The 26083-nt window shown below is 70.0% G+C and carries 19 protein-coding genes; 5 read left to right on the top strand and 14 right to left on the bottom strand.

All coding sequences use genetic code 11. From position 1 onward, the window contains the following. Positions 1 to 165: 165 nt before the first annotated feature. From AB0N66_RS32620 to hrcA, 10 genes are all read right to left on the bottom strand, one after another. Complete coding sequence (locus AB0N66_RS32620; RefSeq protein ID WP_365441811.1) at positions 166 to 1158, bottom strand: adenosine deaminase; 993 nt, start codon at positions 1156 to 1158, stop codon at positions 166 to 168. Between the two features lie 131 nt (positions 1159 to 1289). Then, positions 1290 to 2195 carry a ribonuclease Z gene (locus AB0N66_RS32615; RefSeq protein WP_365441809.1) on the bottom strand — a complete coding sequence of 302 codons (906 nt, stop codon included), beginning with the start codon at positions 2193 to 2195 and terminating at the stop codon, positions 1290 to 1292. Positions 2196 to 2201: 6 nt separating this feature from the next. Further along, a complete protein-coding gene (locus AB0N66_RS32610) occupies positions 2202 to 2555 on the bottom strand; it encodes a histidine triad nucleotide-binding protein (protein ID WP_365441807.1) in 354 nt (117 codons plus the stop codon). Positions 2556 to 2794: 239 nt separating this feature from the next. Next, positions 2795 to 6025, bottom strand: coding sequence for a S41 family peptidase (locus AB0N66_RS32605; RefSeq protein ID WP_365441805.1), 3231 nt, complete (start codon positions 6023 to 6025; stop codon positions 2795 to 2797). A 119-nt stretch (positions 6026 to 6144) separates the two neighbouring features. Beyond that, on the bottom strand, positions 6145 to 6654 hold the full coding sequence (locus tag AB0N66_RS32600; protein ID WP_365441803.1) for a hypothetical protein: 510 nt from the start codon (positions 6652 to 6654) through the stop codon (positions 6145 to 6147). Between the two features lie 221 nt (positions 6655 to 6875). Continuing rightward, positions 6876 to 7265, bottom strand: a complete 390-nt coding sequence (locus AB0N66_RS32595) for a VOC family protein (RefSeq protein ID WP_365441801.1) — start codon at positions 7263 to 7265, stop codon at positions 6876 to 6878. An 18-nt stretch (positions 7266 to 7283) separates the two neighbouring features. After that, positions 7284 to 8024 carry a 16S rRNA (uracil(1498)-N(3))-methyltransferase gene (locus AB0N66_RS32590; protein ID WP_365441825.1) on the bottom strand — a complete coding sequence of 247 codons (741 nt, stop codon included), beginning with the start codon at positions 8022 to 8024 and terminating at the stop codon, positions 7284 to 7286. Beyond that, the gene (locus AB0N66_RS32585) at positions 8024 to 9106 is read right to left on the bottom strand and encodes a nitronate monooxygenase (RefSeq protein WP_365441799.1); all 1083 of its coding nucleotides are present in this window, start codon (positions 9104 to 9106) and stop codon (positions 8024 to 8026) included. Before AB0N66_RS32585 ends, AB0N66_RS32590 begins: the two co-directional genes overlap by 1 nt. 134 nt (positions 9107 to 9240) lie before the next feature. Further along, the gene (gene dnaJ, locus AB0N66_RS32580) at positions 9241 to 10380 is read right to left on the bottom strand and encodes a molecular chaperone DnaJ (protein ID WP_365441797.1); all 1140 of its coding nucleotides are present in this window, start codon (positions 10378 to 10380) and stop codon (positions 9241 to 9243) included. After that, a complete protein-coding gene (hrcA, locus tag AB0N66_RS32575; RefSeq protein WP_365441795.1) occupies positions 10381 to 11397 on the bottom strand; it encodes a heat-inducible transcriptional repressor HrcA in 1017 nt (338 codons plus the stop codon). A 183-nt stretch (positions 11398 to 11580) separates the two neighbouring features. Here hrcA and AB0N66_RS32570 point away from each other — a divergent pair, with 183 nt between their 5' ends. Continuing rightward, the gene (locus tag AB0N66_RS32570) at positions 11581 to 12318 is read left to right on the top strand and encodes an MBL fold metallo-hydrolase (protein ID WP_365441793.1); all 738 of its coding nucleotides are present in this window, start codon (positions 11581 to 11583) and stop codon (positions 12316 to 12318) included. Between the two features lie 45 nt (positions 12319 to 12363). After that, positions 12364 to 13176 (top strand): DUF3097 domain-containing protein, encoded by an 813-nt coding sequence (locus AB0N66_RS32565; RefSeq protein WP_365441791.1) that lies wholly within the window; start codon positions 12364 to 12366, stop codon positions 13174 to 13176. A 132-nt stretch (positions 13177 to 13308) separates the two neighbouring features. On the opposite strand, the gene hemW is transcribed toward AB0N66_RS32565, so the two are convergent. Both hemW and AB0N66_RS32555 read right to left on the bottom strand, forming a co-directional pair. Continuing rightward, positions 13309 to 14541, bottom strand: coding sequence for a radical SAM family heme chaperone HemW (gene hemW / locus AB0N66_RS32560; RefSeq protein ID WP_365441789.1), 1233 nt, complete (start codon positions 14539 to 14541; stop codon positions 13309 to 13311). 62 nt (positions 14542 to 14603) lie between these two features. Then, entirely contained in the window at positions 14604 to 16643 is a 2040-nt protein-coding gene (locus tag AB0N66_RS32555; protein WP_365441787.1) for an ATP-binding SpoIIE family protein phosphatase, read from the bottom strand. A gap of 102 nt (positions 16644 to 16745) precedes the next feature. Between AB0N66_RS32555 and AB0N66_RS32550 the strand changes: the two genes are divergently transcribed. Next, positions 16746 to 20987: a HAMP domain-containing protein gene (locus AB0N66_RS32550; protein WP_365441785.1), complete on the top strand. Its 4242-nt coding sequence runs from the start codon at positions 16746 to 16748 to the stop codon at positions 20985 to 20987. A gap of 12 nt (positions 20988 to 20999) precedes the next feature. Further along, positions 21000 to 21581 (top strand): response regulator, encoded by a 582-nt coding sequence (locus tag AB0N66_RS32545; protein WP_365441783.1) that lies wholly within the window; start codon positions 21000 to 21002, stop codon positions 21579 to 21581. A gap of 21 nt (positions 21582 to 21602) precedes the next feature. Here AB0N66_RS32545 and AB0N66_RS32540 read toward each other — a convergent pair whose 3' ends face one another. Continuing rightward, a complete protein-coding gene (locus AB0N66_RS32540; RefSeq protein ID WP_365441781.1) occupies positions 21603 to 23477 on the bottom strand; it encodes an AMP-dependent synthetase/ligase in 1875 nt (624 codons plus the stop codon). 227 nt (positions 23478 to 23704) lie between these two features. Then, complete coding sequence (lepA, locus tag AB0N66_RS32535; protein WP_365441779.1) at positions 23705 to 25573, bottom strand: translation elongation factor 4; 1869 nt, start codon at positions 25571 to 25573, stop codon at positions 23705 to 23707. 223 nt (positions 25574 to 25796) lie between these two features. Between lepA and rpsT the strand changes: the two genes are divergently transcribed. Further along, positions 25797 to 26063 carry a 30S ribosomal protein S20 gene (rpsT, locus tag AB0N66_RS32530; RefSeq protein ID WP_365441777.1) on the top strand — a complete coding sequence of 89 codons (267 nt, stop codon included), beginning with the start codon at positions 25797 to 25799 and terminating at the stop codon, positions 26061 to 26063. The last annotated feature ends 20 nt before the right edge of the window (positions 26064 to 26083 follow it).

The raw sequence follows: 26083 nt of genomic DNA, 5'->3' as shown, positions 1-26083 counted from the left end.
GGTACATCACATGCCCGTCGCTTACGTTCGCGTCACCGGACCCCTCGCTTCCTGCCCGACGTCTGATCCGGCGGCGACGGGCGGATGTACCGGCCCCCGGCCCCGACCCACCCACCGGACCGCAGGCACCGGACCGCAGGCACCGGACCGCAGGCACCCACCCGGCTACTCGAACTCGTACGCCTCGACCTCGGCGAGATACCGAGCCCGCCGCTCCTCGTCATGCTCCAGGAACGATGCCTCGAACGAGTTGCGGGCCAGCTCACGCAACCGCTCCTGATCGACCCCCAGCGCCTCGCGCACCGCGTGGAAGGTGTCCCCGACGTACCCCCCGAAGTAGGCGGGATCGTCGGAGTTCACCGTGCACAACAGCCCCGCGTCCATCATCGCGACCAGCGGATGATCCTCCAGCACCTCCACGGCCCGCAGACGCACGTTCGACAGCGGACACAGAGTCAACGGCACCCGCTCCCGCACAAGCCGCTCGACCAGCACGTCGTCCTCCATACACCGCAGCCCATGGTCGATGCGCTCAACACCGAGCACGTCCAGCGCCTCGGTGATGTACGACGGCGGCCCCTCCTCCCCCGCGTGCGCGACCCGCCGCAGCCCGAGCGCGGCGGCAGCCTCGTACACCGCACGGAACTTGACCGGCGGATGCCCGACCTCGGCGGAGTCGAGACCGACGCCGACGATCCGGTCGAGGTACGGCTTCGCCGCCTCCAGCGTCGCCATGGCCGACTCCGCGGACTCGTCCCGCAGGAAGCACATGATCAGCTGCGTAGAGACCCCATGCGTCTCCTCGCTGCGCCCGAGCGCACGGGAGAGCCCCTCGACGACGGTCCCCATGCCGACCCCCCGCGCGATGTGCGCCTGCGGATCAAAGAAGATCTCGGCGTGCCGCACCCCCTGCACGGCGGCACGCGCGAGATACGCGTCAGCGAGGTCGGCGAAGTCCTGTTCCGTCCGCAGTACGGCCATGAGCTCGTAGTACAGGTTCAGGAACGTCTGAAGGTCATCGAAGAGATACGCCTTGCGCAGCTCTTCGGTATCCGCGTACGGCAGCGTCACACCGTTGCGCGCGGCAAGCGCGAAGGCCAGCTCGGGCTCGAGGGTGCCTTCGATATGCAGGTGCAGTTCAGCTTTGGGGAGGGCCATCAAATCATCGTAAAGCCGATCCACCACTCCAGAACCGGCACCCACACGCGCACCCGCACCCCACCCGCACCACCGTCACTCCGCAACCGGCACCCACACCCGCCCCCGGGCCGCCACAGCCGCTCCCCCCCTCACCGCCGCTTAGGAACCGGCACCCGCACCAGATCATGCGCCACAGTCAGCTCCCCCTCGAACCCAGCAGCCCGAGCCTGCCGCTCGAACTCGTCGGGCTCGGAGTACCGCTGACTGAAGTGCGTCAGCACGAGATGCCGTACGCCGCCGCGCTTGGCGACAGCCCCCGCCTGACCAGCCGTCAAATGCCCATGATCCGCTGCCAGTTGTAGGTCCTCGTCAAGAAACGTCGACTCGATGACGAGCATGTCGCACCCCTCGGCAAGCGCATACACCCCGTCACACAGCCGGGTGTCCATGACGAACGCGAACCGCTGCCCCCGCCGTACCTCGCTCACGTCGTCGAGGGACACCCCGGGAAGGGAGCCCTCCCGCTGCAGCCGCCCGACATCGGGTCCCTTGATACCCCGCTCGGCAAGAAGTTCGGGCAACATCCGCCGCCCGTCGGGCTCGACGATCCGATAGCCGTACGACTCGACAGGGTGGGAGAGCCGACGAGCCTCCAGGGCGTACGAAGCACTCACAGCAAGCACTCCATCGGCATCGACCGGCGCCTCCGTGAGCGCGACGGTCTCGCGGTAGGCGGTCGCGTACCGCAGGCGGTCGAAGAACCGCTGCCCGGAGCGGGGATAGTGCGCGGTCACCTCGTGCGGCACCCGGTCGAGGTTGATGCGCTGGATCACCCCGGCGAGCCCGAGCGAATGGTCGCCGTGGAAGTGGGTGACACAGATCCGGTGCAGATCATGGGCCGCGACCCCGGCACGCAGCATCTGCCGCTGCGTGCCCTCGCCGGGATCGAACAGCAGCCCCTCCCCGTCCCAGCGGAGCAGGTAGCCGTTGTGGTTGCGATGGCGGGTGGGGACCTGGCTGGCGGTGCCGAGGACCACCAATTCACGTACGGACAAGGCCGGTTACCCCGGCGGCCACTGCATACCGCGGCCGCCCAGGACGTGGGCGTGCGCGTGGAAGACGGTCTGCCCGGCGCCGCTGCCCGTGTTGAACACGATGCGGTAGCTCTCGAGCTTCTCGTCGCCCGCGACCTGGCCGGCCTCGCGCAGCAGGTCCGCGGCGATGCCGGGCTCGGCGGCCGCCAGCGACGCGGCGTCCGGGTGGTGCACCTTGGGGATGACCAGGACGTGGGTGGGCGCCTGGGGGTGGATGTCCCGGAACGCGACGGTCGTCTCGGTCTCCCGGACCACGTCCGCCGGGATCTGCCCCGCGGCGATCTTGCAGAACAGGCAGTCGTCCTGCGGTTCTCCCACCATGCGTGTGCCTCCTCGCGCGGTCCGGTCAGTACGCGAGCATCGTATCGGCCTGGTTGATCGCCGACGCCCCACCTACCCGCAGCCCGAGCCACGACGCCACCGCACCCACCCCCGGGGCCGGAGCCACAACGCCGCCGCACCTGCCCCCCGGGCCCGGAGTCACAACAGCGCCGCACCCACCCCCGGGCCCGGAGCCACCACGTCGCCGCCCCCGCTCCCGCCCCCACCTGCGCCCGGAGTCACAACGACGGCAACCCGGGCGCAGCCTTCGCCGGGCTCTCCGCCAGCGCGGCCAGCGCGATCCGGATCGCCTCGTCCAGTTGCGTGTCCCGCCCGGCGGCGTAGTCCTGCGGGGCCTGGACGACCTCGACGTCCGGATCGACGCCGTGGTTCTCCACGCCCCACTCGTAACCCTCGAACCAGAAGGCGTACTTGGGCTGGGTGACGAGGGTGCCGTCGACGAGCCGGTAGCGGCTGTCGATGCCGATCACGCCGCCCCAGGTCCGGGTGCCGACCACCGGACCGATGCCGAGCGCCTTGATCGCCGCGTTCACGATGTCGCCGTCGGAGCCGGAGAACTCGTTGGCGACGGCGACGACGGGCCCGCGCGGCGCGTCCTCGGGATAGCTGTAGGGCCGCATGCCGCGCGGCAGGTCCCAGCCGACGATCCGCCGCGCGAGTTTCTCGACGACCAGCTGGGAGGTGTGGCCGCCGCGGTTCTCGCGGACGTCCACGACGAGTCCCTCGCGCGCCACCTCGACGCGCAGGTCGCGGTGGAGCTGCGCCCATCCGGAGCCGACCATGTCGGGCACGTGCAGATAGCCGAGCCGTCCGCCGGACCGCTCGTGGACGTAGGCTCGCCGGTCCGCGACCCACGCGTGGTACCGCAGCGGTTCCTCGTCCGCGAGGGGCACCACGACCGCGTGCCGGGGATCGCCGCCGCCGGACGGGGAGACGGTCAGCTCGACGGGCTTGCCCGCCGTGCCGACGAGCAGCGGTCCTGGCCCGGCCACCGGGTCCACCGGCCGCCCCGCGACCGCGAGGATCGCGTCCCCGGAGCGCACGGCGACCCCGGGCGCGGCGAGCGGCGCCTGCGCGTCGGGGTCGGAGGTCTCCGAGGGGAGGATCCGGTCGATACGCCAACTGCCGTCCTCGTGACGGGAGATGTCGGCCCCGAGCAGCCCCTGCGCCCGGTCGCCGCCACTCCATCCGCCGCCGCGCGGAGTGACGTACGCGTGCGAGGTGCCGAGCTCACCCTGCACCTCCCACAACAGGTCCACCAGATCATCGTGGGTGGCGAGCCGTTCGAGCACCGGCCGGTACCGCTCCAGGACCCCGTCCCAGTCGACCCCGCCGAGATCGGGCCGCCAGAAGTTGTCGCGCATGAGGCGGCCGGTCTCGTCGTACATCTGCCGCCACTCGGCGGTCGGGTCGACGGTCTGCCGCACCCTCGACAGATCGACGGTGATGTTCGTGTCGCTCTCGTCGTCGTTCGAGGCGCGCCGGTCGCTCGGTACGACCTTGAGCTTGCCGTCGGTCCACAGCAGGACGCGTTTGCCGTCGCCGCTGACGGCGAAGTGGTCGGCGTCGGCGGCGAGATGCTCGATGCGCTGCTGGACGAGGTCGTACCGCTCCAGCTCGGTCTTCGGGTCCGGGTCGTCGGGGGTGGCGCGGGAGGAGCCGAGCACTCCGCGGACCGGGTGCCGCAGCCACAGGAGTCCGTCCTTGGCCGCGCGCAGGCCGGAGTAGCGGGCGGCCTCGACGGGGAAAGGCACGATCCGGTCGGCGAGTCCGTCGAGGTCGATCCGGGTCGCGGGGGTGCCCTCGCTGTCGGGCGTCTCGTCCTTGTCGGGCGCTTCGAAGGGGCGGCCGTGGCGCTGCGGTCCGAAGGGGGACGGGGTGGTCGCGGCGAGCGTGATGAGGTGCGGCCGCGAGCCGCCCACAAAGGCGAGGTCGAAGACGTGCTCGTCGTAGACCGGGTCGAAGGACCGGGCCGACAGGAAGCCGAGATGCTTGCCGTCGAGGGTGAACGCGGGCGCGTAGTCGCGGAAGCGGAGCGGGGTCGCCTCGGTCACCGACAGGTCGGTGGTGTTGGCGAGCTTGAGCTGGCGCAGCGGGCGCGGGCCGGGGTGCGACCAGGCGAGCCAGGCGGAGTCGGGCGAGAAGGCGAGGCCGCTGACGTCGCCGTTCTCGCTGCGGTCGACCTCGCGCACCTCGCCCGTCTCTCGCTCGACGAGCAGGACGCGTCCGTCGTGCGCGGCGACGGCGACGCGGCTGCCGTCGGGTGCCACCGCGAGGGCGAGCACCCGTCCGAGCTGTCCGGCGGCGAGCCTGCGGGGTGTCGCTCCGGGGGCGACCCCGGTCGCGGGGGCGAACTCCAGGGCGTCGTCGCCTTCGGCGTCCGTCACCCACACCACGTGCTCCTCGCCCTCGGCCCGGAAGGTGCGGGGCAGCCGGGCGCGTACGCCGGGCTCGGCGGCGAGCGCGCGGGCCGGTCCTGAGCGGTGGGTGACCCAGTGGACGGAGCCGCGTACGGAGATCGCGCTGCCGCGTCCGGTGTGGTCGGGTGCGGCGGCCCCGAACCAGCGGGACGCGCTCACGGAATGCGGCTGAAGGTCGACGCGCTGTCCGCCGAGCCGCAGATCGAGCCGGCGCGGCTCGGCGCCGTCCAGGTCGTCGAGGAGCCACAGTTCACCGGCGGACGCGTACACGACGCGGGTGCCGTCGGTCGCCGCGTGCCGGGCGTAGAAGCCGTCGATCGGCGTGTGCCGCCGCAGGTCGGCCCCGTCCGCGAGAGACGAGTACAGCGCCCCGACACCTTCGTGATCGGACAGGAACGCGACGCGCTCCCCCACCCACAAGGGGTACTCGAGGTTCCCGTCAAGCTCTTCATGCAGCCGTACGAATTCCCCCACTCCCTCTTCGCCCGCGGCCGCCCGGTCGATCCACAGCTTGCCCGCCGTACCGCCCCGGTACCGCTTCCACCAGGCGGCCTCGCGCCCCATGGGAGCGGACAGCAGCAGCACGCCCGCCTCGCCGTGGGCGACATCGCCGACGGGCCCGTACGGAAGGGTGGTCGCCGGGCCGCCGTCGAGCGGGACGGACCGCGCCCAGCTGCGCCGCAGACTCGCCTGACCCTGCGTACTGAGTGCGAGCACCTGCCCGTCGGGGGTCCAGCCGCGCACCTGGGTCTTCGAACTCCCCCAGTACGTCAGCCGTTTGGACGGTCCGCCGTCCAGCGAGGCGGCATGCACCTCGGGGGCGCCGTCGCGGGTGGACGTCCAGGCGACGGTCGTGCCGTCCGGGGAGATACGCGGATGGTTCACCGGCACGTTGTCTGCGCTGACCCGCCAGGCGCGGCCGCCACCGTCCAGCGGGGCGACCCAGATGTCGTCCTCGGCGGTGAAGGCGACCAGATCGCCGTGCAGATGCGGAAACCGGAGATACGCGGAGGGTGCGGACTCTGTCACCCGATCACCTTAGGCAGCGATCACGCCCCTGGACAGGGGGTTCGATCACTTATCTCCCCGCCCGGCGCACGTCAGCCGCCTCCAGCGCTCGCGCGCTCCGGGCTCCCGCGCGGCGCAGGTCACTTGCCCTCGGGCCAGCAGGTGGGGTCTCCCTGGCACCAGATGGTCCTGGTGACGGTCACCGTGACAGTGGGGCCGGGCTGTTGGGGCTCGTTGTTGACGGGCGGGGTGTACCCGGGCGTGCTGGGGGCGTCGCAGTTGCCGAGACCGGTCACGTGGAACCACTGCTTGCCGTCGATTTCGGCGGTCAGATCACCGCGTACGCAGCGGCCGTTGACGGCCCGGGTGACCTTGCCCGTGACGGTGATGTCCTGCCCGTCCGAGGTCTCCCCCGTGCAGTCGACGTCCGCCACCGTGTCCTCGGTCGGCGAGGGCGTCGTCCCGGGCGTGTAGACCTTGTTGCCGCCGTCGAACGACGCCGTGCAGCTGAGCCAGGCGACATCCGCCTTCTGCCGCTCCAGCTCCTTCGTCACGGTCTGGTCGGTCGTGTAGGCGACGGAGGCTGAAGTCAGTCCGCCGGGGTCACACGCGACGACGCCGCCCACGGCGACGACCACGAGACCGGCCATCGCCACTGTCCGCCGCTGCCCGGCCCGTCGCCAAATCCGTCTCAAAGCCCCCATGGACGGCAGCGTGCCACCGTCCCGGGCGCCGCGGAAGACCTCATGCGGCCACTTGGGCACTCTCGCCCGTCACACTCGAACGCACGCACAAGGACCGCACGCACAGGCGCAAGAACTGCCGCCGGGACCACGGGAGTTGGACGGCTGGACCCTGTTTCCCGCCGTCATCAGCCGCGCAGCAGCCACTCCTGCAGCTCCACCAGGTTCCCTTCCGGGTCCTTGAGGTGGGCGGCGCGCATCCGGTCGGTCATGGGAGCCGGATCGTGCAGGAGGGTCGCGCCACGGGCCGTGATCTGCTCGCAGTACGCGTCCAGGTCGTCCACCCGCAGCACCACCAGTGAGCGGTGCCCCGTCACCAAGTCGCCCAGTTCACCGAGGATCTGGGCCATCATCGCGCGGTCCTGGAGGGCGATGCCCGCCGAGCCGGTGACAGGGCTGAACTTCTCGTACGGCCCCCCGGTCGCGCCCGACTGGGGCTTGAGGCCGAGGACCTCGGCGTAGAACCGGTAGCAGGCCGGGAAGTCGGAGACGAGCAGGCGTACTTGGGCGAGTTCCAAGGCGTCCTCCCAGTGGATTCAGGACCAGCGACCGGTACGGCCAAGGAGCAGCGCCGCCGCCGCGGTCCCGGCGGTCGAGGTGCGCAGCACGCTGCGCCCCAGGCGGTACGCCTGTGCGCCCGCCTCGGTGAAGAGCGCCAACTCCTCCGGAGAGACGCCTCCTTCGGGGCCGATCACGAGCACGATCTCGCCGCGCGCGGGGAGTTCGGCGGTGGCGAGGGGTTCGTCGCCACTCTCGTGCAGTACGGCGGCGAGATCGGCTTTGGCGAGAAGTGCGGCAACCTGCCTGGTCGTCATCGCGTCCGCGACCTCGGGAAAGCGGACGCGGCGGGACTGCTTGCCGGCCTCCCGTGCCGTGGCCCGCCACTTGGCGAGCCCCTTCAATCCCCGCTCGCCCTTCCACTGCGTGATGCAGCGGGAGGCCGCCCAGGGGACGATGGCGTCGACACCGGTCTCCGTCATGGTCTCGACGGCGAGTTCGCCGCGGTCGCCCTTGGGGAGGGCCTGGACGACGGTGATACGCGGCTCTTGCTCCGACTCCTCGGCGACAGAGTCCATGTGGACGATGAGCCGGTCCTTGCCCTCGGTGCCGGTCACCACGCATTCCGCCCAACTCCCGGCCCCGTCGGTGAGGATGACGTCCTCACCGGCCCGCAGGCGCTTCACGGAGACCGCGTGCCGCCCCTCGGGCCCGTCGAGCACGTAGCGTCCACCGTCACCCGCGCGGAAATGCTCGACCACGAACACCGGCGCCGTCATCAGACCGCGCCGCATTCCGAAGACCCCGACAACGCTGTCGTCGCTGCGGCGAGTTCGGCGGTCAGCACCTCCACCAGCTGCGCCGCGGGCAGTTCACGGGCCATGCGGTGCCCCTGGCCGGCCCACAACGCCATGCCCTGCGCGTCGCCCGCCTTGGCCGCCGCCTTGCGCAGCGGCGAGGTGAGGTGGTGGACCTCGGGGTACGCGGCGGGCGCGTACGGGCCGTGCTCGCGCAGGAAGCGGTTGACGAGTCCGCGCGCCGGGCGCCCGGAGAATGCTCGTGTCAACTCCGTACGTACGAAAAGGGGGTTGATCAGTGCCTGCTTGTGCACGGCGTGCGCGCCGGACTCGGGGGTGGCGAGGAACGCCGTGCCGAGCTGGGCCGCGCTCGCGCCCGCCGCGAGCACCGCGGCGATCTGGCTGCCGCGCATGATGCCGCCGGCCGCGATGATCGGGATCTGCACGGTCTCGCGGACCTGCGCGATCAGCGAGAGCAGTCCGATGCCGGTGCCGTCCGTCTCCGGGTTGTCGCGGTGGGTGCCCTGGTGGCCGCCCGCCTCGACACCCTGCACGACGACCGCGGTGGCGCCGGCCCGCTGCACGTTGAGCGCTTCCTCGGCCGTGGTCGCGGTGACCAGGGTGAGGGTGCCGGCCTGGGCGAGGGAGTCCAGGACGTCGCGGGTGGGGATGCCGAAGTGGAAGGAGACCACCGGCACCGGGTTGTCGTGGAGGACCGCGAGCTTGGCGTCGTAGCCGTCGTCGCGGCCGCTGTCCGGTTCGCCGAGCTCGGTCTCGTACCAGGCGGCCTCACCGGCGAGCTGGTGGGCGTACACCTCGACGGCTGCCTTGTCCGCGTACTCGGGCTGCGGCATGAAGAGGTTCACGCCGAAGGGACGGCTCGTGATCCCGCGCAGCTGCTTGATCTCCTGGTACATGCCGTCGGCGGTTTTGTACCCGGCGGCAAGGAACCCGAGCCCACCGGCCTCGGACACGGCGGCCGCGAGATGCGGGACGGATACTCCGCCCGCCATGGGGGCCTGCACGATCGGGTGAGGGAAGAGATCGGTCAGTGCGGAGGACATGACGGCATGTTGTCACGTCCTCCGAACAAGTCCGAATCGAGCCTTCCACGTGGCATAGGACACCCGCACCCTCCCGCCCCGGCCGGTCCGGCCCAGGGCGAGAAGGCCCAGTTCAGAGGCCCGATGCTGGGTCCTCAGCGACCGTTGAACGCGTCCTTGAGCCGCGAGAAGAGCCCCTGCTGCCCCGGCTGGAACTGCCCAATGGGCCGCTCCTCGCCGCGCAGCACGGCCAGCTCGCGCAGCAGGCGCTCCTGCTCGGCGTCGAGCTTCGAAGGCGTCATCACCTCGACGTGCACGATGAGGTCACCGCGCCCGCCGCCCCGCAGATGCGTGATACCGCGCCCGTGCAGCGGGACCGACTGCCCGGACTGCGTGCCCGGACGGATGTCGATCTCCTCCATGCCGTCGAGCGTCTCCAGCGGCACCTTGGTGCCGAGGGAGGCCGCGGTCATCGGGATGGTGACCGTGCAGTGCAGGTCGTCGCCGCGCCGCTGGAAGGTGGTGTGCGGGAGTTCGTGGATCTCGACGTACAGGTCGCCGGCGGGGCCGCCGCCAGGGCCGACCTCGCCCTCGCCCGCGAGCTGGATCCGGGTGCCGTTGTCGACACCGGCCGGGATCTTGACGGTCAGCGTCCGACGCGACCGCACACGCCCGTCGCCCGCGCACTCCGGGCACGGGGTCGGGACGACGGTCCCGAAGCCCTGGCACTGCGGGCAGGGCCGCGAGGTCATGACCTGGCCGAGGAAGGACCGCGTGACCTGCGACACCTCACCGCGACCGCGGCACATGTCACAGGTCTGCGCCGAGGTCCCCGGCGCCGCGCCCTCACCGTTGCAGGTGGCGCAGACGACGGCCGTGTCGACCTGGATGTCCTTCGTGGTGCCGAAGGCCGCCTCGTCCAGCTCGATCTCGAGCCGGATCATGGCGTCCTGGCCACGCCGCGTACGTGACCGGGGGCCACGCTGCGACGCCGTACCGAAGAAGGCGTCCATGATGTCCGAGAAGTTCCCGAAGCCACCGGCGCCGAAGCCACCGGGGCCGCCCGCGCCGCCCGCCTGGGACAGCGGGTCGCCGCCGAGGTCGTAGACCTGCTTCTTCTGCGGGTCCGACAACACCTCGTAGGCGGCGTTGATCTCCTTGAAGCGCTCCTGCGTCTTCGGATCGGGATTGACGTCCGGGTGCAGCTCGCGCGCGAGCCTCCTGAACGCCTTCTTGATCTCGTCCTGGGACGCGTCGCGGCGCACGCCGAGTACGGCGTAGTAGTCCGTGGCCACTTAGGACTCCGCCAGGATCTGTCCGACGTACCGTGCCACCGCTCGTACCGCTCCCATCGTGCCGGGGTAATCCATGCGGGTCGGTCCGACCACGCCGAGTTTCGCTACTGCCTCGTCGCCCGAACCGTAGCCGACTGAGACGACGGACGTGGAGTTGAGTCCCTCATACGCGTTCTCATGACCGATCCGTACGGTCATGCCCGAATCCCCGGCCTCACCAAGCAACTTGAGAAGCACGACCTGCTCCTCCAGCGCTTCGAGTACGGGCCGGATGGTGAGAGGGAAGTCATGTCCGAAGCGGGTGAGATTGGCGGTGCCGCCGATCATCAGCCGCTCCTCGGTCTGCTCGACGAGTGCCTCCAGCAGGGTGGAGAGCACTGTCGCGACCGTACCGCGGTCCTCCGCCTCGAAGGCGTCGGGCAGGTCCTGCACCAGTTGCGGAACGTCCGAAAACCGACGCCCCGCGACCCGGCTGTTGAGCCGCGCGCGCAGATCCGCCAGAGACGTCTCCCCGAACGGCGCCGGGCAGTCGATCAAGCGCTGCTCGACCCGGCCGGTGTCCGTGATCAGGACGAGCATGACGCGGGCCGGAGCCAGCGACAGCAGCTCCACGTGCCGCACGGTCGAACGCGTGAGGGACGGGTACTGCACGACGGCGACCTGCCGCGTGAGCTGCGCGAGCAGCCGCACCGTACGTCCCACCACATCGTCGAGATCGACGGCGCCGTCGAGGAAGTTCTGGATGGCCCGCCGCTCGGGCGCGGTCATCGGCTTGACGCCCGCGAGCTTGTCGACGAAGAGCCGGTAGCCCTTGTCGGTGGGGATGCGCCCGGCGCTGGTGTGCGGCTGGGCGATGTACCCCTCGTCCTCCAGGGCGGCCATGTCGTTGCGGACCGTGGCCGGGGAGACCCCGAGCTGGTGCCGCTCGGTGAGGGCCTTGGAACCGACCGGCTCCTCCGTCCCCACGTAGTCCTGGACGATGGCGCGCAGCACTGCGAGCCTGCGTTCACTGAGCATCGCGCGCACCTCCAGATGTCGTCGCCGTGGTCTTCCCGGACGCTTCCCGGACTCTCCCCCTGGCACTCAGCTCGTGCGAGTGCCAGCGTTTCCCCGGCCAGTGTACGGCGGGGAGGTACGCCCCCGGCAAGGGCGGGCCCCGCGCGGTCGTGCCGACAGCGTCCTCGCCGTTAGCGTCTGCCCATGAGCGTGACTTGGGAAGAGGCGGGGTGGGAGAGGGTGGGGCCGCGGGTAGGACGGCGGCGGCTTCCTGGCTGGGACTGCACGGTCGGTCTTGTGGTCGGCGAGGGGGCCGCCCTGCTGATCGACGCGGGGTCGAGCCTGCGGGAGGGCGCGCAGTTGCGTTCCGAGGCGCGGGGGTTGCTCGGCGACAAGTCCCGGGTGACGCATCTCGCGCTCACCCACGCACACTTCGACCATGTTTTCGGCGCGGCCGCCTTCGCGGACGTGGAGGTGTTCGGGGCGGTCGGCCTGGACACGGTCCTCGCGCACGGCCATGAGGAACTGCGCGCGGACGCCGTACGCAACGGCCTGGACCCGCGGGAGGCAGCCGAGGCCGCCGATCTGCTGGTCCGCCCCCGTCACCACGTGCTCGGCGAGCGAACCCTCGACCTGGGCGGCGGCACACAGGCCCTGCTCGCGAACATCGGCCCCGGCCACACCGCCCACGACCTGGTGGTCCTGGTCCCAGGATCGCCGTCGGGGCCCGCGGTCGTCCTCTGCGGCGACCTGGTGGAGGAGTCGGGCGAACCCCAGGCGGGCCCCGACGCCGTCCCCTCCCGTTGGCCGGCGGCGCTGGACCGGCTGCTCGCCCTGGGCGGGGAGGACGCGGTGTACGTGCCCGGTCACGGAGCGGTGGTCGACGCGGGGTTCGTCCGGGCCCAACGGGACACGCTGGCGGCCCGCTTCGGCGTGTCGTAGGAGGCCGTACGCCATGACGGCCCCGCTTCTCCTATCGTCATCCGAATGCGCCAGTACTCTCCGGACCTGACCCCGCCGTGGAAGAAGCCCAAGCCCGTGCCCGAGGTCCCGGCGGACCCCGGTCTGGTGGTCGAGGAGCCCGGCACCGGCTTCTGCGGCGCGGTGATCCGCTGCGAGGCGGGCACCGTGACGCTGGAGGACCGCTTCGGCAAGCACCGGGTGTTCCCGCTGGAGCCGCGCGGCTTCCTCCTGGAGGGCAAGGTGGTGACGCTGGTCCGCCCTGCGGCAGGGGCGCCCGTACGTCCCTCCCGCACCGCCTCCGGATCGGTCGCGGTGCCCGGTGCGCGGGCACGGGTGGCGCGGGCCGGGCGGATCTACGTGGAGGGCCGGCACGACGCCGAGCTCGTCGAACGCGTCTGGGGCGACGACCTGCGCATCGAGGGCGTGGTCGTCGAGTACCTGGAGGGCATCGACGACCTTCCCGCGATCGTCGCCGACTTCGCCCCGGGCCCGGACGCCCGCCTCGGCGTCCTCGTCGACCACCTGGTCCCCGGCACCAAGGAATCCCGCATCGCCGACTCGGTCACCAGCGACCACGCCCTGGTCGTCGGCCACCCGTACATCGACATCTGGGAGGCCGTGAAGCCGTCCTCCGTGGGCATCAAGTCCTGGCCCCGCGTCCCCCACGGCCAGGACTGGAAAACAGGCGTCTGCCGCGCCCTGGGCTGGCCCGAGAACACGGGCGCGGCCTGGCAGCACATCCTGTCCCACGTACGCTCCTACAAGGACCTGGAGCCGGAACTCCTGGGCAGGGTGGAGGAGTTGATCGACTTCGTGACGGCACAAGAGGCTTCGTAGCCCGTCCGGTGCAGGAGGTCTTTCAGCCCGTCCGGCGTTTGAGGACGAGCGCGTTCAGCGCGATACGGGGGCCTGGGGGCGGAGCCCCCAGATACGGGACGGGCAGGGGCGGAGGGGGCGAACCCCCCCACCTCAGTCCACCAGATCCCGCACCACCGCATCCGCCAGCAACCGCCCCCGCAGCGTAAGAACGGCCCGCCCGTCGTCATACGGCCCGTTCTCCAGCAGCCCCTCGGACAACGCCCGCCGCGAGGCGGACAGCCCCTCCGGCCGGAGCAGCGACAACGGACACCCCTCCCGCAACCGCAGCTCAAGAAGAATCCGCTCCACCCGCCGATCCTCCCCGGAGAGCAGCTCACGCCCCGCCCCGGGCGACCTCCCCGCCGCCAGAGCCCCGGCATACGCCCCCGGATGCTTCACGTTCCACCACCGCACCCCGCCCACGTGACTGTGGGCACCAGGCCCGGCACCCCACCAGTCGGCGCCACGCCAGTACAGCTCGTTGTGGAGACAGCGCCCGGCCTCGGAGGTGGCCCAGTTGGACACCTCGTACCAGTCGAAGCCCGCCCCCGCGAGCACCTCGTCGGCGATCAGATACCGGTCCGCGTGGACATCGTCGTCCGTCATGGGCACCTCCCCACGCCGGATCCGCCGCGCGAGCTGCGTGCCCTCCTCGACGATGAGCGCGTACGCGGAGATGTGATCGGGCCCGGCCCCGAGGGCCGCTTCCAGCGAGGCGCGCCAGTCGTCATCGGACTCCCCCGGCGTGCCGTAGATCAGGTCGAGGTTCACATGGTCGAAGCCCGCCGCGCGGGCCTCGGCGACACAGGCCTCGGGCCGCCCGGGGGTGTGCGTGCGGTCGAGCACCTTCAGCACGTGCTGCCGGGCGCTCTGCATACCGAAGGAGATCCGGTTGAAGCCGCCGGCCCGCAGGGTCGCCAGGTACGCCGGGTCCACGGACTCCGGGTTCGCCTCGGTCGTGATCTCCGCGTCGTCCGCGAGCCCGAACTCGTCACGGATCGAGGCGAGCATCCGTACGAGATCGTCGGCGGGCAGGAGAGTCGGCGTACCGCCGCCGACGAACACCGTACGGACGGGACGCGGGTCGTCGCCGAGCACCTTGCGGGCGAGGCGGACCTCGTCGATCAGCGTCTCCGCGTAGCTGTCACGGGAGGCCAGCACGCCTCCGGTGCCCCGCAGCTCGGTCGCCGTGTAGGTGTTGAAGTCGCAGTAGCCGCAGCGCGTCGCGCAGTACGGCACGTGGAGATAGAACCCGAGGGGGCGGTCGGCGGCCCCGGCCAGGGCGTGCGCGGGCAGCGCCCCGTCGTCGGGGACGGGCTCACCGTCGGGGAGTGCGGAAGGCATACCTTCCATTGTCCCGTACGCCCGCGGGAACTCCTTACGGCCCGCTGTTCCGCCTATTCCGCCTATTCCGCCTGGAGGACCAGCAGCGCCATGTCGTCCTCCGGCGCCTTGGCGCCGAACTCGTGGACCAGCCTGCGGATCCGTTCCGCGACGAGTTCGGCGCTCAGGCCGGTGCAGCTGGTCAGGGCCGCGGCGAGGCCGTCGTCGTCGTCGAACTGGCGGGGCCCGCTGCGGCGCTCGGTCACGCCGTCCGTGACGCACAGCAGGGTGTCGCCGGCGTACAGCTCGAAGGTCTCGGAGACGTAGGTCGCGTCCTCGAAGACGCCGAGGAGGGTCTGCGGACAGGCCACCTCGCGTACGTCGCCGTCGGGGCCGAGGAGCAGCGGCAGCGGATGCCCGGCGGAGGCGACGGTGCAGTGCACTCCGCCGTCGAAGGGCACCAATTCGCCGTACAGCATGGACAGGAAGCGCGTCTGCGGTCCTGGGTCGGTGCCGAGCCCGGGCCCGCCCGCCGCCACGAGCGAGCGGGCCGCCGCGTCCGCCGCCTCCGTCGCGTCGTCGAGCAGGAGCCTGTTGAGGCGGTCGAGGACGTCGGCGACCTCGTACCCCTCGCGGGCCAGCAGCCGCAGCCAGGGCCGGGCCAGTCCGATCACGACGGCGGCCTCGGGCCCCTTGCCCTGCACGTCGCCCACGACGAAGCACCAGCGCCCGTCACCGGCCGGGAACAGGTCGTAGAAGTCTCCGCTGGGCCCGCCCTTGTCGAGCGGCTCGTAGACGAGGGCGCTGCGCACCCCGGGGATCTCGGCGACGGCGCCGGGCAGCAGGCCGCGCTGGAGGACTCTGCTGATGGTGGCCTGACGCGCGTACTGGCGGGCCGCGCCGATGGCGAGGGCGATCCGCCGGCTGAGGTCCTCGACGAGTCCCGTGATCTCGTCGGGGAAACCGGCCGGCCCGGCCCGCCCGATGACGAGCGTCCCCAGCGGCCGCCCACCCGCGACCAGCCGATACGCGAGTGCCGCTCCACTCACGCCGGGCCCACCCACCACACTCCCGAGGCCGACCTCACTCCCACCCGCCTCACTCGCCTCATGCCCCCCACCTGAAGCCAGCGCCTCCCCAGGCCATGGCACAGGCACGGCCCGGGAGCGCACCGAATCAGGCAACCGGGGCGGGTCCTTCTCCAGGGCGCGGCGCAGGTCCTCGATGCGGTTCTCGCTGCCGTGCCAGACGCGGGCCAGACGGGGCCCCAGGGCGAGGCCGAGACCGCCGGCCCGGTCGGTGGCCTCGTCCTCCAGCCACACCGCGCACCAGTCGGCGAGGCGCGGCACGATCAGCTGTCCGGCGAGCGCGGCGACGAGGTCCTCGTCGAGCTGCCCGGCGAGGAGTTCGGAGGCCTCGGCGAGGAAGGAGAGGGCGCCGCGGTCGAGCCAGTCGTGGTCCTGCCGGGTGCTGCGCCTCAGCTCGGGGGCGAGTATCTCGGCCACCCGGACCCCGCGTTCCAGGGCCTGTTCACCGGCGTACACCTCTGCCCTCTCGCCGGCTTCCACGATCCTGTCGACGCCCGAGATCACCTCGCCGCCCACGCCCAGGCCGCTTCCACCCACGGGCAGCCGCGCCCAGACGGTCTTGACTCCGGTGCGGTACGTGATCCCCCAGGCGTCGGAGAGCGCCGAGACGAGCCGCAGGCCACGCCCGTACTCCGGTATGCCGTAAGGCCGTTCGACGTTGTCGTCGCGTATCGGGCGCGAGGCGTGGTGGTCGGACACCTCGATGACCAGCGGGCCCGGCGAGCCCTCGTCCGTGCTCTCGATGCCGCATGCCAGCTCAACGTCGGTGCCCGCGTGCACAACGGCGTTGGTGACGAGTTCGCTGACGACCACGACGGCGTCGTCGACGAGCCGGTCGTCGATCATCTCGGCGCCGTTCGGGGCGAGTTCGACCCACTCGGCGAGTGCGGCGCGCACGAAGTCGCGGGCAGCTCCGGGCGCGAGCGGGGTGCCGGGCAGTGAGGTGCGGACAACCGTTTCGTGACCGGCGCGGTGGTGCGCGGGCGCATCGGGCGCACGCGCCTTGGACTCCCGTTGCGTCGGAATGGCCCCCACGGTGCGGCTCCCTGAGCAGTTCGGACAATTGGCCTCAGCCGATGCGGACACAGTGACAGACTGACTGTGCCCATAAGCGCCGAGTTACCGAAGTGGGCCGCCATGGCTGAGAACAGTGGTATGCGTGTGCTCGAAGACGGTCGGATCGACGGTGAGATCGACGGTCGGATTCGGGCATCGGATCTGCGCCCGCTGCTCGCCGCGATGACCGCCGCACGCGATGGTGACTTCGGCAAGCTGCCGGAGACCGGCGACGGCGTGGTGGCCGATCTCGGCACGGTGTTCAACCAGATCATGGACCGCAGCTCCCACTTCAACTCCGAGGTGCAGCGCGTCCGCCGGGACCTGGTGCGGCACGGCCGCCTCGACGAACGCCTCTCGGCGAGCCCGGGCCAGGGCAACTGGACGACGCGGGTCAACGATGTGAACCAGTTGCTCGACGCCCTGGTCGCACCCGCCGCGAACGCGACACGCGTCCTCGACGCGGTGGCCGGCGGCGATCTGACCCAGCGGGTCGACCTGCACGACGGCAACCGTCAACTCCGGGGAGACTTGCGACGCTTGGGGCGGGCCGTCAACAAGATGGTGGACCAGCTGTCCCTGTTCACCGGCGAGGTGACCCGCGTCGCGCGCGAGGTCGGCACGGAGGGACGGCTCGGTGGCCGCGCCAAGGTGACCGGTCTGTCCGGCAGTTGGCGGGACGTGACCGAGGCGGTCAACACCATGGCGTCCCGGCTGACCGCCCAGGTCCGGGACATCGCCCTGGTGACGACGGCGGTGGCCCGCGGCGACCTGACCCGCACGGTGACCGTCGAGGCGACCGGCGAGCTGCTCGAACTGAAGCTCACCGTGAACACCATGGTCGACCAGCTCTCCGCCTTCGCCGACGAAGTGACGCGCGTCGCCCGCGAGGTCGGCACGGAAGGGCAGTTGGGCGGTCGGGCGCAGGTGCGCGGCGCGTCCGGGGTCTGGAAAGACCTCACCGACAACGTCAACTTCATGGCCTCGAACCTGACCTCGCAGGTCCGCAACATCGCTCAGGTCACCACGGCCGTGGCCAACGGCGACCTGAGCCAGAAGATCACCGTCGACGCGCAGGGCGAGATCCTCGAACTGAAGTCGACGATCAACACGATGGTCGACCAGCTCTCCGCCTTCGCCGACGAAGTGACGCGCGTCGCCCGCGAGGTCGGCACCGAGGGCAACCTCGGCGGCCGGGCGCAGGTCCGCGGGGTTTCCGGGGTCTGGAAAGACCTCACCGACAACGTCAACTTCATGGCGGACAACCTGACTTCGCAGGTCCGCAACATCGCCCTGGTGTCCACGGCGGTGGCCCAGGGCGACCTCGGCAAAAAGATCACCGTCGAGGCGAAGGGCGAGATCCTGGAGCTCAAGTCGACCATCAACACCATGGTCGACCAGCTCTCCGCCTTCGCCGACGAAGTGACGCGCGTCGCCCGCGAGGTCGGCACCGAAGGAAACCTCGGCGGCCAGGCTCAGGTGCGCGGCGTGTCCGGGGTCTGGAAAGACCTCACCGACAACGTCAACTTCATGGCCCTGAACCTGACCTCCCAGGTCCGCAACATCGCTCAGGTCACCACGGCCGTCGCGAACGGCGACCTCTCCAAGAAGATCACGGTCGACGCCCGAGGCGAGATCCTGGAGCTGAAGGACACCGTCAACACGATGGTGGAGCAGCTGCGCGCCTTCGCCGACGAGGTGACCCGGGTGGCCCGCGAGGTCGGCACGGACGGACGTCTCGGCGGTCGCGCCCAGGTCCTCGGCGTCTCCGGCGTCTGGCGCGATCTGACCGACAACGTCAACTACATGGCCGACAACCTCACTTCACAGGTCCGGAACATCGCGCAGGTCGCCACCGCCGTCGCCCAGGGCGACCTCTCCAAGAAGATCGACGTGGACGCGCGCGGCGAGATCCTGGAGCTGAAGACGACGATCAACACGATGGTCGACACCCTCTCCTCCTTCTCCTCCGAGGTCACCCGCGTCGCCCGCGAGGTCGGCTCCGAGGGCCAACTCGGCGGCCAGGCAAGGGTCGAGGGCGTGTACGGCACCTGGAAGCGCCTGACGACGAACGTGAACGAGCTGGCACTGAACCTGACCACCCAGGTCCGCGCCATCGCCGAAGTGGCCTCCGCGGTGGCCCAGGGCGACATGTCCCGCGCCATCACGGTGGAGACCAAGGGCGAGGTCACCGAGCTCAAGAAAAACATCAACCTGATGGTGGCCAACCTCCGTGAGACCACCCGCGCCAAGGACTGGCTGGAGTCGAACCTCGCCCGCCTCGCCGCGCTGATGCAGGGCCACCGCGACCTGATGGAGGTCGCCGACCTGATCCTGCGCGAGCTGACCCCACTGGTGAACGCTCAGTACGGCGCCTTCTTCCTGGCCGACCCGGAGGAGGAGACCCTGCGGACCGCCATCCCCGCCAAGGGGCTCGCCTTCATCGCCGGGTACGGCTCGGCGCAGGGCGCGACCGTCGACACGGGCGGCATGCCGGTGCACGGGCTGGTCCGGCAGGCCGCGCGAGAGAAGAAGCGGATCCTGGTCGAGGAGGCCCCGCCGGACTACATCAAGATCAACAGCGGTCTGGGCGAGGCCGCCCCCGCGAGCGTCGTCATCATCCCGATCCTCTTCGAGGACAAGCTCCTCGGCGTGATCGAACTCGCCTCGTTCTCCCGCTTCTCCGACGTCCACCTGGCCTTCTTCGACCAGTTCGTGAACACCATCGGCGTCGCGATCAACACCATCATCGCCAACTCCCGCACGGAGTCCCTGCTCGGCGAGTCCCAGCGCCTCGCCGTCCAGCTCCAGGACCGCTCCGACGAACTCCAGTCGCAACAGGCCGAGTTGCAGCGCTCGAACGCCGAACTGGAGGAGAAAGCAGCCCTGTTGGCCACCAGCTCCCGGTACAAGTCGGAGTTCCTGGCGAACATGTCGCACGAACTGCGCACCCCGCTGAACTCACTGCTGATCCTCGCCCGCCTGTTGTCGGACAACCCGGACGGCCATCTCTCCGACCAGGAAGTGCAGTTCGCGACCACGATCCACCGATCGGGCTCCGACCTGCTCCAGCTCATCAACGACATCCTCGACCTCTCGAAGATCGAGGCCGGCCGGATGGACGTACGCCCCAAGAAACTCCCCCTCATCAAACTGCTCGACTACGTCCACGCCACGTTCCGCCCGCTCACCCTCGATAGGGGGCTCGCCTTCGAGGTGGCCGTCCGCGAGGACGTACCGCGGGAGATGTGGTCGGACGAGCAGCGGCTCCAGCAGATCCTGCGCAATCTGCTCTCCAACGCGATCAAGTTCACCGCGACCGGCCGGGTCGAACTGCGCGTCGAGCGCCTCAAGGACCCGGACCACGTCCACACCCGCGAGAACAGCGACGACGTGATCGCCTTCGCCGTATCCGACACCGGCATCGGCATCGCCCCGGAGAAGCTCCCGGTGATCTTCGAGGCGTTCCAGCAGGCCGACGGCACCACCAACCGCAAGTACGGCGGCACGGGCCTCGGCCTGTCCATCAGCCGGGAGATCGCCGGACTGCTCGGCGGCCGGATCGTCGCCGAGAGCACGCCCGGCAGGGGGTCCACCTTCACGCTGTACGTCCCCGTCATCAGCCCCGGGCACGAGGCGACCGGACCCACCCACGAGGACCACGACCCGCCCGTACCCGAGCTGTCCACCGAGCCGTACGCCGCCTACGACACGGACGACACCTGGCCCACGCCCACCAAACTGGAGGCGTGGAAGTCCGGCCGGGCGGGACAAGTTCTGCCGGGGCGGCGGGTGTTGATCGTGGACGACGACATCCGCAACGTCTTCGCACTCACCCATGTACTGGGCCGCGTCGGCATGCCCGTCCTGTACGCGGAGAACGGCCGCGAGGGCATCGAGACACTGGAGCGCAACCCCGACGTCGAACTCGTCCTGATGGACATCATGATGCCGGAGATGGACGGCTACGAAACGATCTCCGCCATCCGCCGCACCCCCCGCTGGACGGACCTGCCCATCGTCGCGCTCACCGCGAAGGCGATGCCGGGAGACCGCGACAAGTCCATCGCGCAGGGCGCCGACGACTACGTACCCAAGCCGGTGGACGTAGACCAACTGCTCACCGTCGTCTGCGCACTCCTCGACCCGCGGACCAGGGCGAGCACCGGATCCACGGGCATCCCGGTTGCGCCGGAGAACCTGGGGAACCCGGAGCGCGCGAACGAGGACCGGCGGCCGGACGCCGCCACAGAGACCGCTGGACCCGTTGTACCGGGACCGAGCACATCAGGGGAGCCCGCGATCCCGCCGACGACTGAGTGAGGCACAGTCACCATGAGCGCTGAGGAAACCGACGAGCGCGCCAGCATCCTCCTGGTGGACGACATGGAGGACAATCTGATCGCCCTTGAGGCCGTCCTGGGATCCCTCAACGAGCCTCTGGTGCGCGCGCGTTCGGGCGAGGAGGCGATGAAGGCCCTGCTGCGGCAGCGGTTCGCCGTCATCCTGCTCGACATCCGGATGCCGGGCATGGACGGCTTCGAGACCGCCGCGAACATCAAGCGGCTCGACCAGACCAAGGACGTCCCCATCATCTTCCTGACCGGCACCGACGCGGACGCGGGCTACGCCTTCCGCGGGTACGCGACCGGAGCCGCCGACTATCTGACGAAACCTTTCGACCCCTGGGTACTGCGCGCCAAGGTCACCGTCTTCCTCGAACTCCACCGCAAGAACCAGCAGTTGGAACGCATGCTCGCCCGCGAACAGGAACTGTTCGCCGAACTCGCGGGCCGCCTCAAGAAGATCGAGACGTACATGTCGGCCGACAGCCCGCAGAATGTGTCCGAACTGCGCCACCAGGTACGGCGGATGGACGAGCTGCTCCGGGAGATGCGGAGGGGGCGCGGCCTGTAACTCCCCGCCCCCTCGGGTGACTTATGCCTCGCGCGACCCCGCGTACATCTCGTCGATCAGGTGCTTGTACTCGCGCTCGACAACCGGCCGCTTCAGCTTCAGGCTCGGCGTGACCTCGCCGTGCTCGACGTCGAGGTCGCGGGGCAGGAGCCGGAACTTCTTGATGGTCTGCCAGCGCTGGAGACCCTCGTTGAGCTCCTTGACGTACCCCTCGATGAGGCTGACCGTGGCGGGCGCGGCGACGACATCGGCGTACGACTTGCCCTCCAGCCCGTTCTCCTTGGCCCAGTCGAGAATTGACGGCTCGTCAAGTGCGATCAGCGCGGTGCAGAAGTTCCGGTCGGCGCCGTGGACGAGGATGTTGGAGACGTACGGGCAGACGGCCTTGAACTGGCCCTCGACCTCCGCGGGCGAGATGTACTTGCCGCCCGAGGTCTTGATGAGGTCCTTCTTGCGGTCGGTGATGCTGAGGTAGCCGTCCGGGGACAGCTCGCCGATGTCACCGGTGTGGAACCAGCCGTCGGGCTCAAGCACCTCGGCGGTCTTCTCGGGCAGCCCGTGGTAGCCCTCCATGATGCCGGGGCCGCGCAGCAGGACCTCGCCGTCGTCCGCGATGCGCACCTCGGTGCCGGGCAGCGGCTTGCCGACGGTGCCGGTGCGGTAGGCCTCACCGGGGTTCACGAAGGAGGCGGCGGAGGACTCCGTGAGGCCGTACCCCTCCAGGATGTGGATCCCGGCGCCGGCGAAGAAGTAGCCGATCTCGGGCGCGAGGGCCGCACTGCCCGACACACAGGCGCGCAGCTTGCCGCCGAAGGCCTCGCGGATCTTGGCGTAGACGAGCGCGTCGGCGACCTTGTGCTTGGCGCCGAGCGCGAAGGGGACGGAGGCGGTTCCGGTGCGGCGGAAGTTGTCCTGGCTGGCCTTCGCGTACTCGCGCGAGACCTGGGCCGCCCACTGGAAGATCTTGTACTTGGCGCCGCCACCGGCCCGCGCCTTGGCCGCGACCCCGTTGTAGACCTTCTCGAAGATGCGGGGCACGGCCGCCATGTATGTCGGCTGCACCACCGGAAGATTCTCGATGATCTTGTCCACGCGGCCGTCGACGGCGGTGACGTGCCCGATCTCGATATGACCGGACGTGAGCACCTTGCCGAAGACGTGTGCGAGCGGCAGCCACAGGTACTGCACGTCATCGGGGCCCAGCAGTCCGGTCGCGGCGATGGCCTTCGCCATGTACGACCAGTTGTCCTGCGGCAGGCGGACACCCTTGGGGCGGCCGGTGGTGCCGGAGGTGTAGATGAGCGTCGCGAGCTGGTCGGAGGTGATCGCGCCGACCTTCTCCTCGATCAGGTCGGGGTTCTTCTCCAGGTAGGCGGCGCCGCGGGTCTCCAGCTCGGCGAGGGTGAGAACCCAGTCGCTGCTCTCGACGCCCGCGGGGTCGATCACCACGACATGCGTCAGGTCGGGAAGGTCGGCGCGCTTCTCCACCACCTTGGCGAGCTGCGCCGCGTCCTCCGCGATCAGGATCTTGCTCCCGGAGTCCGAGAGGATGAACGCCGACTCCTCGGCGTTCGTCTGCGGGTACACCGTCGTCGTGGCGGCCCCCGCGCACAGGATGCCGAGGTCGGCGAGGATCCACTCGACCCGGGTGGAGGAGGCGAGCGCGACGCGCTGCTCGGGCTGCACGCCCAGTTCGATCAGACCGGCCGCCACGGCGAAGACCCGCTCGGCGGCTTGGGCCCAGTTCAGCGACTTCCACTCGTCCGGGCCCTCGCCCGAGGCGGCGGGCACCGGGTAGCGATAGGCCTCGGCGTCCGGCGTGGCCGCCACACGCTCCAGGAAGAGCGCCGCCACGGACGGCGGACGGTTCTCGATCAGGGTCTGTGTGTCGCTCACGACATCCTCCGGAGCCCGCGACAGCGCGGCTGGCTCAATGGTGCGGCTGTTGTTTAACTCGCGAGTAACTATCGAGCAGTGATCAGAGTAAAGCCCGTCCGGCCACTGCGTAAGAGTCGGCGGCCTGTCACTTCCTACAGAGCGCGACCGGGCGCATGCGCAGGGGCCCGCCGCACCGGAGTGCAACGGGCCCTTGAAAGCAACCGAAACAACGGCGTACCGCGCGGCTACTTCTTCCCCTTGCCCGAGCCGCTGTCCTCGTCACTGGAGAGCACGGCGATGAAGGCCTCTTGCGGAACCTCCACAGAGCCCACCATCTTCATCCGCTTCTTGCCTTCCTTCTGCTTCTCCAGCAGCTTCCGCTTACGGGAGATGTCACCGCCGTAGCACTTGGCGAGGACGTCCTTGCGGATGGCGCGGATGGTCTCGCGGGAGATGACCCGCGACCCGATGGCCGCCTGGATCGGCACCTCGAAGGCCTGCCGCGGGATCAGCTCGCGCAGCTTGGCGACGAGCCGCACCCCGTACGCGTACGCCGCGTCCTTGTGGGTGACCGCCGAGAAGGCGTCGACCTTGTCGCCGTGCAGCAGGATGTCGACCTTGACCAGGCTGGAGGCCTGCTCACCGGTGGGCTCGTAGTCGAGCGAGGCGTATCCGCGGGTCTTGGACTTCAACTGGTCGAAGAAGTCGAAGACGATCTCCGCGAGCGGCAGCGTGTAACGGATCTCGACCCGGTCCTCGGAGAGGTAGTCCATGCCGAGCAGGGTGCCGCGCCGGGTCTGGCACAGCTCCATGATCGAGCCGATGAACTCGGAGGGCGCGAGGATCGTCGCCCGCACGACCGGCTCGAAGACCTTGTCGATCTTCCCCTCGGGGAACTCGCTCGGATTGGTGACGACGTGCTCGCTGCCGTCCTCCATGTCGACGCGGTACACCACGTTCGGCGCCGTCGCGATGAGATCGAGCCCGAACTCGCGCTCGAGCCGCTCCCGGACCACGTCGAGGTGCAGCAGCCCGAGGAACCCGACACGGAACCCGAAGCCGAGGGCGGCGGAGGTCTCCGGCTCGTAGACGAGCGCGGCGTCGTTCAGCTGCAGCTTGTCGAGGGCCTCGCGCAGCTCGGGGTAGTCGGACCCGTCGAGCGGATACAGCCCGGAGAAGACCATGGGCTTGGGGTCCTTGTACCCGCCGAGCGCCTCGGTCGCCCCCTTGTGCAGGGTGGTGATGGTGTCACCGACCTTGGACTGCCGGACGTCCTTCACTCCGGTGATGATGTAGCCCACCTCACCGACGCCCAGCCCGTCGGCCGCGGTCATCTCGGGGGACGAGACGCCGATCTCCAACAGCTCGTGAGTCGCTCCGGTGGACATCATCCGGATCCGCTCACGCTTGTTGAGCTGCCCGTCGATGACACGCACATACGTCACGACACCGCGGTAGGAGTCATAGACGGAGTCGAAGATCATCGCGCGAGCGGGGGCGTCCACGACACCGATCGGGGCGGGGATCTCGGCGACCACCTTGTCCAGCAGCGCCTCGACGCCCAGCCCGGTCTTCGCGGAGACCCTCAGCACGTCCTCGGGGTCGCAGCCGATGAGGTTGGCGAGCTCCTCGCCGAACTTCTCCGGCTGCGCGGCCGGCAGGTCGATCTTGTTGAGTACGGGGATGATCTTGAGGTCGTTCTCCATCGCCAGGTAGAGGTTGGCGAGAGTCTGCGCCTCGATGCCCTGGGCCGCGTCGACGAGGAGCACGGTCCCCTCGCACGCGGCAAGCGACCGTGACACCTCGTACGTGAAGTCCACGTGCCCGGGGGTGTCGATCATATTGAGGATGTGGGTCTTGCCCGGGTCCTCGGACGATGCCCAGGGCAGCCGGACCGCCTGGGACTTGATCGTGATGCCACGCTCGCGCTCGATGTCCATACGGTCGAGGTACTGGGCGCGCATCTGCCGCTGGTCCACCACCCCGGTCAGCTGGAGCATGCGGTCGGCGAGCGTGGACTTGCCGTGGTCGATGTGCGCGATGATGCAGAAATTGCGGAGCAGCGCCGGGGCGGTACGGCTCGGCTCGGGCACATTGTTAGGGGTCGCGGGCACGCAGGGTCCTGTCTCTTGAGGCGCCTGTCGCCTCGGGTCGGATCGATACGTAGGCTCCATGGTCCCACGGGCGGGGAGCTGCGACCGGTTTGGGCCGGTCGCACGAGCACTGGTAGCCTGGGTAGCTGTGTCTCATGCCCTCTCTGCACGAGGCACACCCAAGGAAATCAAACGGCGTGTGAGATGTGCTGTCTCGCGTGCCTGAACCTGTAGAGGCTCATTCGTGGCGAACATCAAGTCCCAGATCAAGCGGATCAAGACCAACGAGAAGGCTCGGCTGCGCAACAAGGCCACCAAGTCTTCCCTGAAGACCGCGATCCGCAAGGCCCGCGAGGCCGCTGCCGCCGGTGACGTCGAGAAGGCCACCGAGTACACGCGCGATGCGTCGCGCGCGCTCGACAAGGCCGTCTCGAAGGGCGTCATCCACAAGAACCAGGCCGCCAACAAGAAGTCGGCGCTTGCTTCCAAGGTCGCTGCCCTCAAGGGCTGATCCAACCCGACTTAACCGCC

It is taken from the genome of Streptomyces sp. NPDC093544, from assembly GCF_040683495.1.
Taxonomy (GTDB): Bacteria; Actinomycetota; Actinomycetes; order Streptomycetales; family Streptomycetaceae; genus Streptomyces.
The sequence above is the reverse complement of the archived record's forward strand: the minus strand, read 5'-3'. Positions and strand labels throughout refer to the sequence as shown.

Excerpts from the sequence above, each read along its gene's own strand:
- AB0N66_RS32620 (WP_365441811.1), bottom strand. The coding sequence starts at position 1,158 with ATGGCCCTCCCCAAAGCTGAACTGCACCTGCATATCGAAGGCACCCTC.
- AB0N66_RS32610 (WP_365441807.1), bottom strand. The coding sequence starts at position 2,555 with ATGGTGGGAGAACCGCAGGACGACTGCCTGTTCTGCAAGATCGCCGCG.
- AB0N66_RS32600 (WP_365441803.1), bottom strand. The coding sequence starts at position 6,654 with ATGGCCGGTCTCGTGGTCGTCGCCGTGGGCGGCGTCGTCGCGTGTGAC.
- AB0N66_RS32590 (WP_365441825.1), bottom strand. The coding sequence starts at position 8,024 with ATGACGGCGCCGGTGTTCGTGGTCGAGCATTTCCGCGCGGGTGACGGT.
- AB0N66_RS32585 (WP_365441799.1), bottom strand. The coding sequence starts at position 9,106 with ATGTCCTCCGCACTGACCGATCTCTTCCCTCACCCGATCGTGCAGGCC.
- hrcA (WP_365441795.1), bottom strand. The coding sequence starts at position 11,397 with ATGCTCAGTGAACGCAGGCTCGCAGTGCTGCGCGCCATCGTCCAGGAC.
- AB0N66_RS32570 (WP_365441793.1), top strand. The coding sequence starts at position 11,581 with ATGAGCGTGACTTGGGAAGAGGCGGGGTGGGAGAGGGTGGGGCCGCGG.
- AB0N66_RS32565 (WP_365441791.1), top strand. The coding sequence starts at position 12,364 with ATGCGCCAGTACTCTCCGGACCTGACCCCGCCGTGGAAGAAGCCCAAG.
- hemW (WP_365441789.1), bottom strand. The coding sequence starts at position 14,541 with ATGCCTTCCGCACTCCCCGACGGTGAGCCCGTCCCCGACGACGGGGCG.
- AB0N66_RS32550 (WP_365441785.1), top strand. The coding sequence starts at position 16,746 with ATGGCTGAGAACAGTGGTATGCGTGTGCTCGAAGACGGTCGGATCGAC.
- AB0N66_RS32545 (WP_365441783.1), top strand. The coding sequence starts at position 21,000 with ATGAGCGCTGAGGAAACCGACGAGCGCGCCAGCATCCTCCTGGTGGAC.